Below are 12753 nucleotides of genomic sequence, written 5' to 3'. Positions count from 1 at the left end.
CGTGCCGTGACTGCGACTTCATCGACCGAGACCCAGAACGACTGGAACCACAAGCTAACGCTCGCACAGGAGATGCTGCCGCTGATCAGCCAGCTGCACCGCGAGAACAACGCGGTGACGTCGATCTATGGTCGCCTCCTCGTCGGCGTCACTGACGTCGACATCATCAAGGCGCACCGCTACGCACGTCGCGTCGTCGAGCGCGAGCTTCCGCTGGATGAGACCCTGCCGATCCTCAAGGAGCTGGTCCAGCTCGACCTGGGCACCAGCTCCATCGACCTGGGCCGCCTGGCGAAGAACTACTCGCGCAGCGAGGGCCAGGACCTGCGTTCCTTCCTCGAGCAGGAGCTCGCCGGCGCGATCGGGGGCGAGAAGCAGACCGAGCCGCGCGACGTGGTGCTCTACGGCTTCGGCCGCATCGGCCGCCTGCTCGCGCGCATCCTGGTCGCCCGCGAGGCGACCTACGGCGGCGTGCGCCTGCGCGCGGTGGTGGTACGCAAGAAGGGCGACGACGACATTGTCAAGCGCGCCTCGCTGCTGCGCCGCGATTCCATCCACGGCCCCTTCAACGGCACCATCACCGTCGACCACGAAAAGGAAATCATCTGGGCGAACGGCACCGCCATCCAGATGATCTACTCGGACGACCCCTCCTCGATCGACTACACCGCCTACGGCATTAACGACGCCATCGTGGTCGACAACACCGGTCGCTGGCGCGACCGCGCGGGGCTGTCCCAGCACCTTCAGTCCAAGGGCGTGCAGAAGGCCCTGCTCACCGCCCCGGGCAAGGGCGATGTGCGCAACATTGTCTACGGCGTCAACCACTCCGACATCACCAACGATGAGTCGGACAACATCATCTCGGCCGCATCCTGCACGACCAACGGCATCACCCCGGTGCTGAAGGTGATCAACGACCGCTACGGCGTGCGCCACGGTCACGTGGAGACGGTCCACGCCTACACCAACGACCAGAACCTGGCTGATAACTACCACAAGGGCCCGCGCCGCGGCCGCGCCGCAGCGCTCAACATGGTGCTCACCGAAACCGGCGCCGCCAAGGCCGTGTCCAAGGCGCTGCCCGAGCTGGAGGGCAAGCTGACCGGCAACGCAATCCGCGTGCCCACGCCGGACGTGTCCATGGCCGTGCTCAACCTCGAGCTGGAAAAAGAGGTGGAAAAGGACGAGGTCAACGAGTTCCTGCGTCGCGTGTCCACCGATTCCAGCCTGCGCCAGCAGATTGATTACATCAACTCCCCGGACATCGTCTCGACGGACCTGCTCGGCTCCACGCACGCCGGTGTGGTCGACGGCCTGGCGACGATCGCCTCCGGCAACCACCTGGTGCTCTACGTCTGGTACGACAACGAGTACGGTTACTCCAACCAGGTGGTTCGCATCGTCGAGGACATCGCGGGCGTGCGCCCGGAGATCTTCCCGGCGCGCAAAGAGCCGAGCGAAATTCGCTAGCGCGTCGCGCGGCGGGTGTCGATTAGCTGATCCGCGCTGAAACGGCCCGCGCCGGCGCCGGCAAGCGCCAGGGATGCGGCGGCGATGACGCCGACGAGCTCGAAGCCGCCGTTGTCCACGAACACGCCGTTGCCCATGTGAGCGAAGAAGTAGGCACCGAGCATCTGCAGGGCCACGATCACGCCCACGATGGGCGTAAACGCGCCGGCGATGATGAGCAGGCCGCCGACAAGTTCGACGATCGCGGCGATCGCGCTGGTGACCTCAGGCAGCGGCACGCCCATGCCGGCGAACGCCTCGGCGGTGCCGGGTAGGGTCCATTCGTTGAACTTCTGCCAGCCGTGGGCGATGAGGACGACACCGAGCAGAATGCGGGCCACGAGCAAGTAAATATCTCTAAATGTTGTCATGTCGGCAATAACAACATAGCCCGCGCCGAGACGCAAAACTCAAGCGCTGCTAACTTTTCGACGCCCGCGCTTCCTCATAGAACTCCACCAGGCGCTCCGTCGCCGTGCGCCACGACCACTTCAGCGCCTCCTCGCGCGCCGCGCCCGACATGTACTCTCGCAGTTCAGGCCGCGTCAACAGCTCGATGATAGGGCGGGCCCAGCGCTCATCCGGCTCCCCAGGATCAACCAGGAACCCGGTGACGCCGTCGTCGATGACGTAGGGCAGACCGCCCGCGTGAGCGCCGACAACCGGCACGCCCGAAGCGAAGGCCTCAAGCGCCGCGAACCCCAGCGTCTCCGTCGTCGAGGGGAAGATCAGCGCGTCGCCCGAAGCGTACGCCTTGTGCAACTCGTCGCCGGAGAGGTAGCCCGTGAAGGTAACCCAGTCGCGGTCCATCGTGCGGCGCAGCTGGTCGAGCTGCGGCCCGGCGCCGATCAGCGCGAGGCGGGCGTCGGGGACCGACTTGCGCACCGCCTCCATGATGCCGAGCGTGCGCTCGGTCGACTTCTCGGCAGAAATCCGGCCGATGTAGGTGACAAGGGGGGCGTCGGGGTGGCCGTCGCTAAGCCGCGAGCGCATCTCTCGGGTGCGCTTGTCCGGGCTGAAGCTCTGCGTGTCCACTGCCTTCGGCCAGACGTCGACGTTGCCAATGCGGTACTCGGCGGCCTTGTCCAGCATTGGCGCGGAGGTGACCAGGTTGACCTGCGCCCTGCCGTGAAACTGGCGGATGCCCCACTTCGACGGCCCGGCCAGCCACCCCGCGCCGAGGCGAACCGTGTACTCGGGCACGTCGGTGTGAAAGGACCCCAGGATCGGCAGCCCCATCCGCTCGGCGACGAGCGCCGCCGCCCCGGCCAGCCACATCGGGTTGACCACGTGGACCACGTCCGGGTTGAACTCCTTGAGGCGGCGGAACACCCCCGGGGTCGGCAGACCGACCTGAATCTCCGGGTAGATCGGCCAAAAGGGGACGGAGGGCATGCGCACGACCTCGAAACCGGCGTAGCTGGCGGGCGCCTTGCCGGGGGCGAAAATGAGCACCTCGTGGCCAAGCTCTGCCAGCTGATCGAGCGTGCGGGTCACGCGGGTGACAATGCCGTCGATCTTGGGGAGGAAAACCTCCGTGAACAGGGCGATGCGCATCTACTTCTCGCCGCTGGGGACGCCCTCAGACTGGTTGCGGGTCCACAGCGAGCGCGCCGGGATCTTCGTGCGGTCCACGCGGTGCGCGTAGTGCTTGGCCACGTCCTCGACCTCCTGCAGCAGGCCCTCCTCCAGCTTTGTCGGCTTCAGGCCGAGGTCGAGGAAGGTGTCGTTCGTGACGTGCAGCTCGTTCTCGTCGGCCTCCTTGCGCGGGTTGGGCACCAGCGCGAACTCGGTGCCGGACAGGCGCGAAACCAGCTCCGCGAGCTCGCGAACGCGGTGGGTTTCCGTCATCTGGTTCAGGATCAACACCCGCTCGCCGCGCGCCGGCGGGTTCTCCAGGGCGATCTCGATGCACTTGACCATGTCGCGGATGTGGATGAAGCCGCGGGTCTGCCCACCCGTGCCGTGAACGGTCAGCGGGTAGCCAATCGCCGCCTGCATGAGGAAGCGGTTGAGCACTGTGCCGTAATCGCCGTCGTAGTCGAAGCGGTTAATTAGTCGCTCGTCGCGCTCGGTCTGCGGGGTGTGGGTGCCCCAGATGATGCCCTGGTGCAGGTCGGTGATGCGCAGCTCGTCGTTCTTGGCAAAGTACGCGAACAGGTTCTGGTCCAGCACCTTGGTCAGGTGGTAGACCGACCCCGGGTTGGTGGGGTAGAGAATCTGCTGTTCAACGGTGGTGCCCTCGTCGGTATCGACCTTGATGTCGAGGTAGCCCTCCGGGATCTTCATCCCGGCGGTGCCGTAGCCGTAGACACCCATCGTGCCGAGGTGGACAACGTGGATGTCCAGGCCGGATTCGACGATGGCTACGAGCAGGTTGTGCGTGGCATTGACGTTGTTGTCAATGGTGTAGCGCTTCGTGCGCGGGTTTTTCATCGAGTACGGCGCGGCGCGCTGCTCGGCGAAGTGCACTACGGCGTCCGGCTTGAACTCCTGGATGAAGTCGAACAGACCCTCGTAGTCCTGGGCGACGTCGATGTTGCGGAAGCCGATCTCCTTGCCGGATACCTCCTTCCACGCAGCAAGGCGCTCGTCGATAGACGCAATGGGGGTCAAAGACTCTGCGCCGAGCTCCTCATCGATGCGGCGCCGTGAGAGGTTGTCCACGATGATCACGTCGTGACCGAGGTCAGAGAGGTGGAGGGACGCGGGCCAGCCACAGAATCCGTCTCCGCCCAGAATCGCAATCTTCACTTTTGGCAACCTTTCTACTTCACGCATTAAGCATTAAACTGCCCGGCACGGGGCGCGGGCTTCTCGTTCACGTTACCTGTGATTCTTAAGCGTTGCTGAGTGGAAGCAGGTGAACGTCAGGTGACATTTTTCGGACGAAAAATCTAACGCGATAGTCGCATCATGTGAGTATGGTTCCTCTTATGAATTCTGACGGCGCACGCGCACCACACAACACTGATACTCCGGTCATCATCGTCGGCACGGGGCTCGCCGGCCTCGTCGCCGGCTTTGAGGCCAGCAAAGCCGGCCGCCACGTCATCTTCGTGGATCAAGAAAGCCGAGAGAACCTCGGCGGCCAGGCGTTCTGGTCCCTCGGCGGCCTGTTCATGGTCGGCTCCCCGGAGCAGAAGATGATGCGGGTCAACGACTTCGAGGACCTCGCCTGGATGGACTGGGAGAATTCAGCGGACTACGACGCGTCCGACAACGACAAGTGGCCGCGCCAGTGGGGCCGCGAGTTCGTCCGCTTCGCCGCCCACGACATGCACTCCTACCTGAAGAACTTGGGCCTGCGCGTGCTGCCGACGATCGGCTGGGCCGAGCGCGGCTCCGGCGACGCCTCCGGCCACGGCAACTCCGTGCCGCGCTTCCACGTCACCTGGGGCACCGGCCCCGAGGTTGTGCGCGTCTTCCGCGAGCCGTTGCTGGAGGCGGAGAAGCAGGGCAAGGTGGAATTCCGCTTCCGCCACCGCGTTGACGACGTCATCGTCGAATCCGGGCGCGCCGTAGGCGTGACGGGCATCGTGCTTGACGACGACCCCGCCGTGCGCGGAGCCGCCTCCAACAAGCAGGAGGGCGACGCGTTCGAGATCCGCGGCGCGGCAGTCGTCATCGCCACCGGCGGCATCGGTGGCAATCTGGATAAGGTACGCGCGATGTGGCCGGATGATCGCTGGGGCCCCTGCCCCGAGTACATGGTCACGGGCGTGCCGGCGTACGTCGACGGGCGCGGCATCGACATCGCCAAGAAAGCCGGCGCCAACCTGGTCAACACCGACCGCATGTGGCACTACCCGGAGGGCATGATCAACTGGGATCCGATCTGGCCGAACCACGGCATCCGCATCATCCCCGGCCCGTCCGCGATCTGGATGGACGCCGAGGGCAAGCGCCTGCCGACGCACCTGTTCCCGGGCTCCGACAACCTCGCCGCGCTCGCGCACATCGGCCGCACCGGCCACGGCTACTCCTGGTTCATCCTCAACCAGGCAATCGCAGATAAGGAGTTCATCTTCTCCGGTTCGGAGCAGAACCCTGACCTGACGGACAAGGAGATTAAGAAGCTGCTGGGCAAGATCGGCCCCGGCACGCCCATGGCGATCGAGGCGTTCCACAAGAACGGCGTAGACTGGGTCACCGCGGACACGGTCGAGGACCTGGTCAAGGGCATGAACGAGCTTGGCGACGTCGAGATCGACGCCGAGTTTGTCGAACGCCAGCTGCTCGAGCGCGACGCCCAGCTCTCCAACGCCTTCTCCAAGGACATCCAGGTCAACTACATCCGCATGGCGCGCCAGTTCCTCGGCGACAAGATCGTGCGTGTCCACCCGCCGCACCGCATCCTGGACGAGAAGAAGGGCCCCTTGATCGCCGTCCGCCTCCACGTGCTGACGCGCAAGACGCTCGGCGGCATCGAGACGGACCTGTCGGGCCGCGCGCTTCACGCCGACGGCTCGGTCTTCGATGGCCTCTTCGCCTGTGGTGAGGTCGCCGGCTTCGGCGGCGGCGGAATGCACGGCAAGAACGCGCTCGAGGGCACCTTCCTGGGTGGCTGCATCCACTCGGGCAAGCGCGTCGGCGAGGCGCTCGGGCGCGCCTAAGCTCCCGCGGCGTCTTCCACGACGATCGCGAGGTGGATGCTTGTCAGCTCGTGCTCGCCGGGCCCTTCCGGCAGGGCGCGCAGCTCGGCGGCGGTGGCCTCGGTCACGGGGATGATCCACCCCAGCTTCGGGTCCAGCGCCGGGTCGGCGTCAAAGCCTACCCGCACAAAGGTGACCGCCCGGCCAGCCTCCGGCACGACCCGCAGCGCCGTATCCATACCGGCGACGCGCTCGGCCACCCCTGAAGGAAGGGTGAGCACGACTAGCTTCTCGTCCGTATCGGGCGAGAGGTTCAACGTGCGCACCTCGAGCGTCGAGACGGCGAGCTCGGCAGGCGCGGCGGGGTAGTCCACCAGCGGGGTTTCGGCCACAGCACCGAACAAGGCGCGCAAAGAATCGATCAATCCCATGGCCGCAGCCTAGAGGAACTACCCTGGGCAGTCATGAACAACCTCGAGCGTGTCTTTGCCTACCCCTTCGGCAAGATTTACGACCTCTACGTTGCCAAGGTTGAGCGCAAGGGTAAAGCTGTTGACGAGCTCGACCACATTCTCACGTGGCTCACTGGCCACTCGCCCGCAAGCCTCCACGCCGCGGCTGCCAGTGGGGCGGACCTGCGGGAGTTCTTCGCCGACGCCCCAGCGCTGAACCCGCATGCTGACCTGATCACCGGCGTCGTCTGCGGGGTGCGGGTCGAGGAGATTGACGACGAGCTCATGCGCCGGATCCGGCAGATGGACAAGATCGTCGACGAGCTGGCCCGCGGCAAGAAAATCGAATCGATAACGAGGATGCCCCGAAATGACCCAGCCTGAGCACCCTGAGCATGACGTCGCAGCGCACCGTGCGGATTTGGTCATGCCCTATGGCCCAGGCGAGGTCGAAGTCGTCGCCCCGCCGCACCGCCGCGACAACCCGCTTCAGCTCCGCAACAACCGGCTTAACGCCCAGGGTTGGAAGCTGGTGGGCAAGCGGGTTGTGATGGACTTCGGCATGGATGCGATGGTCGATCGCGCAGCCGCGCTGACCTACTACGCCGTGCTGTCGCTTGCGCCGACGGTGCTGGCGCTGTATTCCATCGCGATTCTGCTGCTGCCGCGTGACCAGGAGGCAGTGGCTGAGCTGCTGGCCGAGTTCGTCTCCACGCATGTGCCGGAGGAGCTGCGTGGTGATGCGCTGGAGTTTTTGCAGTCTGTGGTGGGCAGCCCGTCGCAAAGCACTGTGGCTCTGGTGGTGTCGGTGCTGGTCTCGCTGCTTTCCGCCTCGGCGTACGTGCGCTCGTTTTCGCGCAACGCGAACGTGATCTACGGCCGCGCGGAGGGCCGCAGGCTCCCGGTGATCTGGCTGACGATGTGGCTTTTAACCATCGTGCTCGTCGCCGGCGCTGTTGTCTTGATCTTCGCGTCGCTGCTGCAAGAATCGCTGGTCACTGGGGTGCTGAGACCTCTTGCCGAGCCACTGGGACTGACCGAGACGGTGGAGTACCTCACCCAGATCTTCCTGCCGGTGTGGCGCTGGGTCCGCATCCCCGTCATGATCGCTGTCTCCGTGCTGCTTGTGGCGCTGCTGTACTACTTCGCGCCCAACGTGCGCCCGGGGCGCTTCCGGCTTCTGACCCTCGGATCTTTCTTCGCGCTGCTGGTCATCGGCGTCGTGTGGGCGCTATTCGGGCTCTACCTTTCCACGATTGGCGTGCGCAGCGCCTACGGTGCGTTCGGCATCATCCTGGCGCTGCTCGTCGTGTTGTGGGCGATGAACATCGTGCTGCTGCTGGGCCTGAAAATCGACGCCGAAGTGCTGCGCGCGAAGGAGCTGCAGATGGGCCTGGACTCGGAACACCACATCCAGGCGCAGCCGCGGGCGATGGACGCGGTGAAGTTCCGCCTCCAGCAGCAGCGCTGGGCGGATCGCTCCGCTCGCGAGATCAAAGGGCGAAACGCATAAGTGCGCACTTACGGGTAACCTCGGGTCCATGACACTGATTGATCCCCGCAAGAAGTACCCCGTTATTTCCCCGCCCGCGCAAACCCAGGACAACCCGGGTCTTGACGCGGACATGGTGCCGGTTGCCGACCGAGGCGAGGAGTCCTACACGGGCTCCGGCAAGCTCACCGGCCGCAAGGCGCTGATCACCGGCGGCGACTCCGGTATCGGAGCGGCCGTAGCTATCGCTTACGCCCGTGAGGGCGCGGACGTGGCCATCGCCTACCTGCCCGAGGAGGAAGAGGACGCCAAGGTCATCGTCGGCCTGATCGAGGACGCCGGGCGCACGGCCGTCGCCATCCCGGGCAACCTGGAAACCCGCCAGGCCTGTTTCGACACCGTTGACGCGGCGGTCAAGGGCCTGGGCGGTATCGACATCTTGGTCAACAACGCCGGGCGCCAGATCGCGCACGACCACTTCCTCGACATCTCGGAAGAGGAGTGGGACTTAACGATGAAGACCAACATCTACGCCCCCTTCTACCTAGCGCAGGCGGCCGTGCCGCACATGGAGCCGGGCAGCTCGATTATCTTCTCCAGCTCGATCCAGGCCTACGACCCCTCGGACACCCTGGTGCACTACGCGGTGACCAAGGCCGCGATGAACAACATGTCCAAGGGCATGTCCATGGCGCTTCTGGCGGACAAGGGCATCCGCGTCAACGCTGTCGCCCCGGGCCCGATCTGGACCCCGCTGCAGCCCTCGCACGGCCAGCCGATGGAGAAGCTGGTGCAGTTCGGCCAGGACTCCGAGATGGGCCGCGCTGGCCAGCCCGCCGAGCTCGCCGGTGCGTACGTGTTCCTCGCCTCCGAGGACGCCTCCTACGTCTCGGGTGAGACGCTCGCCGTGACAGGCGGAGCCCTGACCCCGTAAGTAAGCTGGTGGGCATGATTGACGCCCGTGACACCGCACTGATCATCGAAGGCGGCGGGATGCGCAACTCTTATACCGCACCCGCCATCGTTAAGTTTATTGAGAACAACGTGCAGTTCGGGTGGGTCGGCGGGGTCTCGGCGGGCTCGGTGCACACCCTCAATTACGCCTCGCGGGATGCGCAACGCGCCCGCGTGGCGTTTACCGATTTCGTGGGCCACCCCAACTTCGGGGGCCTGCGTTTTCTCGTTCGTGGCAAGGGCCTGCTCAACAGCCAGTTCATCTACGAGGACTCGGCCGAGGAACTACCCTTTGACTTCGACACCTTCCGCTCCACGCCAGAGGAGATCCACATCGAGGCCACCCGCGCCGACACGGGGGAGACGGTGGTGTGGAACCGCGCCGATTTCACCGAGGTCCAGCTCCTCAACGTCGCCACCCGCGCGTCCTCTACGCTGCCGCTGATCATGCCCGTCACCATGATCGACGGGGTGCCCTACGTTGACGGGGCGCTGGGCTCGTCTGGGGGCCTGCTCATCGACGCCGCCCAGCGCGCCGGGTACGAAAAGTTCTTGGTGCTGGCCACCCGCCCGCGCGAGTACGTCAAAGAGGTGCCGTCGCGGCCGGGCGTCGTCAAGCAGCTCTTGCGCCGCAACCCGGCGGTCGCTGATGCCGTGCTGGCGCGCCCCGAGCTCTACAACGAGGCGAAGCAGCGCATGCTCGATCTCGAGTCCGCGGGCAAGGCGGCGGTGTTCTTCCCGGAGGAGATGATGGTCGAATCGACCGAGCGCAACGTGGCTAAGCTGCGCGACAACTATGCCGCCGGTACGGCGCAGGTCGAGCGCGAGTGGGGCGCGTGGAGGGAATTTCTATCGTGATTGATGCCCGCGACACCGCGCTCGTCGTCGAGGGCGGGGGAATGCGCAATTCCTACACCGCCCCGGCGATCGTCCGCTTCATTGAGGAAAGCGTGCGCTTCGGTTGGGTCGGCGGGGTTTCCGCTGGCTCAGTGCACGCGGGCAACTACGCCTCGCTCGATGCGGAGCGCGCGAAGGCGGCTTTCACGGATTTCGCGAACCACCCGAAGTTCGGCGGGTGGCTCAAGCTAGTGCGCGGCCAGGGGTACTTCAACTCCGAGTTCATCTACGGCGACCACGAGGACCTCCTGCCCTTCGACTTCACCGCGTTCGAGGCCTCCGGAACCGAGCTGCACATTGAGGCGATGCGCTCGGACACGGGCGAGACGGTGGCGTGGACGCGCGAGGACTTCCTCGCCAGCCCGTGCCTGTTGTCGCTGGCCACCCGGGCCTCGTCGACGATTCCGACAATGATGCCCACCACGCTTATCGACGACACCCCCTACGTCGACGGCGCGCTGGGCGACTCCGGGGGCCTGCTTATCGACGCCGCCCAGCGCGCCGGGTACAACAAATTCGTCGTGCTGGGTACGCGCCCGCGCGACTACTGGAAAAACCCAATGACGCAGGTGTCGGCGGTGCGGCGCTTCTTCCGCAAGACCCCAGCTATCGCCGAGGCGCTGGAGGTGCGCTCGCAGCGCTACAACGCCTCGAAACAGAAGATCCTGGACGCTGAGTGCGACGGCCGCGCGGTCGTGCTTTTCCCGGACGACATGCGCGCGGAATCCACCGAACGCCGCCTCGAGCGCCTCAACGCGAACTACCTCGCGGGGATGGAGCAGGTCCAGCGCGAGTGGGATGGGTGGATAGAATTCCTGACCTAGCTAAGATGGGCAAAACAATTAGCACGACAAACAAGGAGATTGTAAAAACGCATGACTGAGACCGAAAAGACTGCATCCGATGTCGTCATTGTGGGCGCTGCGCGCACCCCGTTTGGCAAGCTACTCGGCGGGCTGTCCGCCGAACCCGCGACCGAGCTCGGCGCGCTGGCGATCCGCGGCGCGCTGGCCGGCGCGAACGTCGCCGGCGACGCGGTCGACGCCGTGATCCTCGGCCAGGTCCTGCAGGCCGGCGCGAAGCAGAACCCCGCGAAGCAAGCGGCGCTGGCCGCGGGCATCCACCCGGCGGCGCACACCTCTTCCGTGAACAAGGTTTGCCTCTCCGGGCTCACCGCGGTGATAGACGCCGCGCGCCTTTTGCGCTCCGGTGAGGCCGACGTCGTCGTGGCGGGCGGCATGGAGTCGATGTCCAACGCCCCGCACCTGTTGCCGCGCTCGCGCCGCGGCGTGAAGTACGGCTCCTTCGAGGTGCTGGACCACGTCGAACACGACGGCTTGAGCGACGCCGGGCTGGGCATTTCCATGGGCCAGCTCACCGAGCGCTACGCGGACGTTTTCCCGGCGACGCGCGAAGAGCAGGACGCTGTCGCGGCCCTGTCGCACCAGCGCGCGCTCGCCGCGACGCGCGACGGCGTGTTCGCCGCTGAGCTCGTCGAGGCGCCGATTTCCACGGACGAGGGCATCCGCGAGGGTGTGACCGAGGAGAGCCTGGCCAAGCTGCGCCCCGTCTTCGCCGACAACGGCGGCATCACCGCGGGCAACTCCTCGCCGCTGACCGACGGCGCGGCCGCCGTCGTCCTCACCACGCGCGCACACGCCGAGAGCAACGGCTGGGCCGTGCTGGCCACGCTGCGCGCGCCTGGGCAGATCGCGGGCCCGGACGCCTCCCTGCAGGCCCAGCCCGCTAACGCCCTGCAGGTCGCGCTCGAGCGCCAAGGCTGGGACGTCGGCTCCCTCGACCACATTGAGATCAACGAGGCGTTCGCCTCGGTCGTCGTCCACTCGGCTCGCCAGCTCGGCGTGGATTCCGGCACAGTCAACCCGCACGGCGGCGCGATCGCGCTGGGCCACCCGATCGGGGCCTCGGGCGCGCGCCTTGTTGTTCACGCAGCTCACCGCTTGGCCGCGGGCGCTGCCACGCGCGCAGGCGTCGCCCTGTGCGGTGGCGGCGGCCAGGGCGAAGCACTACTTCTGGATGCTTAAGACACCATGATCATCACTGAAACCCGAGGCCGCGTCGGCCTGATCACGCTCAACCGCCCGGAGGCGCTCAACGCGGTTAACGCCGCGACGATGGAGGAGGTCGTCGCCGCGGTGCGCGACTTCGATGCCAACGACGAGATCGGTGCGATCGTGCTCACCGGTTCCGAGAAGGCCTTCGCGGCCGGCGCCGACATCAAGGAGATGTCCTCGCGCGGGGCTACCGACATGTACACCTCCGACTGGTTCGCCGGCTGGGACGAGCTGACGCGGGCGCGCACGCCGCTGATCGCCGCGGTCAGCGGCTACGCCCTCGGCGGGGGCTGCGAGCTCGCGATGATGTGCGACTTCATCATCGCCTCGGACACCGCCAAGTTTGGCCAGCCCGAGGTCAACCTCGGCGTCACACCGGGCATGGGCGGGTCGCAGCGCCTCACCCGCGCCGTCGGCAAGGCGAAAGCGATGGAAATGTGCCTCACCGGCCGGATGATGGACGCCCACGAAGCTGAGCGCGCGGGCCTGGTCGCCCGCGTCGTCGACGCCGCCGATCTTCTCGATTCCGCCCTGGAGACCGCCGAGACCATCGCAGCGAAATCGCTGGTGGCCACCACCATGATCAAGGAGCAGATCAACGCCGTGGGGGAGACGTCGCTGTCGCAGGGCCTGCTGTTTGAGCGCCGGACGTTCCACTCGATCTTCGCGTCCAACGATCAGAAGGAGGGCATGGCGGCGTTCGTCGAGAAGCGAGAGGCGAAGTTTAGTAACTCTTAGTTCACTGAAATTAAGTAAAACGGCCCGTGGGGTGGGTG

Annotated in this window: 13 protein-coding genes; 9 read left to right on the top strand and 4 right to left on the bottom strand. The window is 66.0% G+C overall.

Features of this window, described 5'->3' with window-relative positions:
• The first annotated feature begins 72 nt into the window (after positions 1-72).
• Positions 73-1473 carry a glyceraldehyde-3-phosphate dehydrogenase gene (locus E3227_RS00430; RefSeq protein ID WP_425456920.1) on the top strand — a complete coding sequence of 467 codons (1401 nt, stop codon included), beginning with the start codon at positions 73-75 and terminating at the stop codon, positions 1471-1473.
• Here E3227_RS00430 and E3227_RS00425 read toward each other — a convergent pair.
• From E3227_RS00425 to E3227_RS00415, 3 genes are read right to left on the bottom strand one after another with little or no spacing between them, the layout of a single operon-like run.
• The gene (locus E3227_RS00425) at positions 1470-1883 is read right to left on the bottom strand and encodes a DoxX family protein (RefSeq protein WP_144317217.1); all 414 of its coding nucleotides are present in this window, start codon (positions 1881-1883) and stop codon (positions 1470-1472) included. The genes E3227_RS00430 and E3227_RS00425 overlap by 4 nt on opposite strands.
• Before the next feature lie 49 nt (positions 1884-1932).
• Positions 1933-3069, bottom strand: a complete 1137-nt coding sequence (locus E3227_RS00420) for a glycosyltransferase family 4 protein (RefSeq protein WP_144317216.1) — start codon at positions 3067-3069, stop codon at positions 1933-1935.
• Positions 3070-4266 carry an NAD-dependent epimerase/dehydratase family protein gene (locus E3227_RS00415; protein WP_144317215.1) on the bottom strand — a complete coding sequence of 399 codons (1197 nt, stop codon included), beginning with the start codon at positions 4264-4266 and terminating at the stop codon, positions 3070-3072. It lies immediately after the preceding gene.
• A 182-nt stretch (positions 4267-4448) separates the two neighbouring features.
• Here E3227_RS00415 and E3227_RS00410 point away from each other — a divergent pair, with 182 nt between their 5' ends.
• On the top strand, positions 4449-6128 hold the full coding sequence (locus tag E3227_RS00410) for an FAD-binding dehydrogenase (protein ID WP_136649967.1): 1680 nt from the start codon (positions 4449-4451) through the stop codon (positions 6126-6128).
• On the opposite strand, the gene E3227_RS00405 is transcribed toward E3227_RS00410, so the two are convergent.
• Positions 6125-6538 (bottom strand): hypothetical protein, encoded by a 414-nt coding sequence (locus tag E3227_RS00405; RefSeq protein ID WP_136649968.1) that lies wholly within the window; start codon positions 6536-6538, stop codon positions 6125-6127. The two genes, E3227_RS00410 and E3227_RS00405, sit on opposite strands and share 4 nt — an antisense overlap.
• 33 nt (positions 6539-6571) lie before the next feature.
• Here E3227_RS00405 and E3227_RS00400 point away from each other — a divergent pair, with 33 nt between their 5' ends.
• From E3227_RS00400 to E3227_RS00370, 7 genes are read left to right on the top strand one after another with little or no spacing between them, the layout of a single operon-like run.
• Entirely contained in the window at positions 6572-6943 is a 372-nt protein-coding gene (locus E3227_RS00400) for a DUF2200 domain-containing protein (protein WP_136649969.1), read from the top strand.
• On the top strand, positions 6930-8072 hold the full coding sequence (locus E3227_RS00395; RefSeq protein ID WP_144317214.1) for a YihY/virulence factor BrkB family protein: 1143 nt from the start codon (positions 6930-6932) through the stop codon (positions 8070-8072). The genes E3227_RS00400 and E3227_RS00395 overlap by 14 nt, the downstream gene beginning before the upstream one ends.
• Positions 8073-8100: 28 nt before the next feature.
• Positions 8101-8985 carry an SDR family oxidoreductase gene (locus E3227_RS00390; RefSeq protein ID WP_136649971.1) on the top strand — a complete coding sequence of 295 codons (885 nt, stop codon included), beginning with the start codon at positions 8101-8103 and terminating at the stop codon, positions 8983-8985.
• A 14-nt stretch (positions 8986-8999) separates the two neighbouring features.
• Positions 9000-9863, top strand: coding sequence for a patatin-like phospholipase family protein (locus E3227_RS00385; RefSeq protein WP_144317213.1), 864 nt, complete (start codon positions 9000-9002; stop codon positions 9861-9863).
• Positions 9860-10726: a patatin-like phospholipase family protein gene (locus tag E3227_RS00380; RefSeq protein WP_246063000.1), complete on the top strand. Its 867-nt coding sequence runs from the start codon at positions 9860-9862 to the stop codon at positions 10724-10726. Before E3227_RS00385 ends, E3227_RS00380 begins: the two co-directional genes overlap by 4 nt.
• Before the next feature lie 51 nt (positions 10727-10777).
• Entirely contained in the window at positions 10778-11947 is a 1170-nt protein-coding gene (locus E3227_RS00375; RefSeq protein WP_144317211.1) for an acetyl-CoA C-acyltransferase, read from the top strand.
• Positions 11948-11953: 6 nt separating this feature from the next.
• On the top strand, positions 11954-12715 hold the full coding sequence (locus E3227_RS00370) for an enoyl-CoA hydratase (RefSeq protein WP_144317210.1): 762 nt from the start codon (positions 11954-11956) through the stop codon (positions 12713-12715).
• Positions 12716-12753 lie beyond the last annotated feature (38 nt).

It is taken from the genome of Corynebacterium sanguinis (assembly GCF_007641235.1).
In the GTDB taxonomy this organism is placed as follows: domain Bacteria; phylum Actinomycetota; class Actinomycetes; order Mycobacteriales; family Mycobacteriaceae; genus Corynebacterium; species Corynebacterium sanguinis.
This window is presented reverse-complemented; position numbering and strand designations above follow the sequence as displayed.

What these genes read in the sequence shown, in the direction of transcription:
- E3227_RS00430 (WP_425456920.1), top strand. Translation starts at nt 73, where the DNA reads ATGCTGCCGCTGATCAGCCAGCTGCACCGCGAGAACAACGCGGTGACG.
- E3227_RS00425 (WP_144317217.1), bottom strand. Translation starts at nt 1,883, where the DNA reads ATGACAACATTTAGAGATATTTACTTGCTCGTGGCCCGCATTCTGCTC.
- E3227_RS00420 (WP_144317216.1), bottom strand. Translation starts at nt 3,069, where the DNA reads ATGCGCATCGCCCTGTTCACGGAGGTTTTCCTCCCCAAGATCGACGGC.
- E3227_RS00410 (WP_136649967.1), top strand. Translation starts at nt 4,449, where the DNA reads ATGAATTCTGACGGCGCACGCGCACCACACAACACTGATACTCCGGTC.
- E3227_RS00405 (WP_136649968.1), bottom strand. Translation starts at nt 6,538, where the DNA reads ATGGGATTGATCGATTCTTTGCGCGCCTTGTTCGGTGCTGTGGCCGAA.
- E3227_RS00400 (WP_136649969.1), top strand. Translation starts at nt 6,572, where the DNA reads ATGAACAACCTCGAGCGTGTCTTTGCCTACCCCTTCGGCAAGATTTAC.
- E3227_RS00395 (WP_144317214.1), top strand. Translation starts at nt 6,930, where the DNA reads ATGACCCAGCCTGAGCACCCTGAGCATGACGTCGCAGCGCACCGTGCG.
- E3227_RS00390 (WP_136649971.1), top strand. Translation starts at nt 8,101, where the DNA reads ATGACACTGATTGATCCCCGCAAGAAGTACCCCGTTATTTCCCCGCCC.
- E3227_RS00385 (WP_144317213.1), top strand. Translation starts at nt 9,000, where the DNA reads ATGATTGACGCCCGTGACACCGCACTGATCATCGAAGGCGGCGGGATG.
- E3227_RS00375 (WP_144317211.1), top strand. Translation starts at nt 10,778, where the DNA reads ATGACTGAGACCGAAAAGACTGCATCCGATGTCGTCATTGTGGGCGCT.
- E3227_RS00370 (WP_144317210.1), top strand. Translation starts at nt 11,954, where the DNA reads ATGATCATCACTGAAACCCGAGGCCGCGTCGGCCTGATCACGCTCAAC.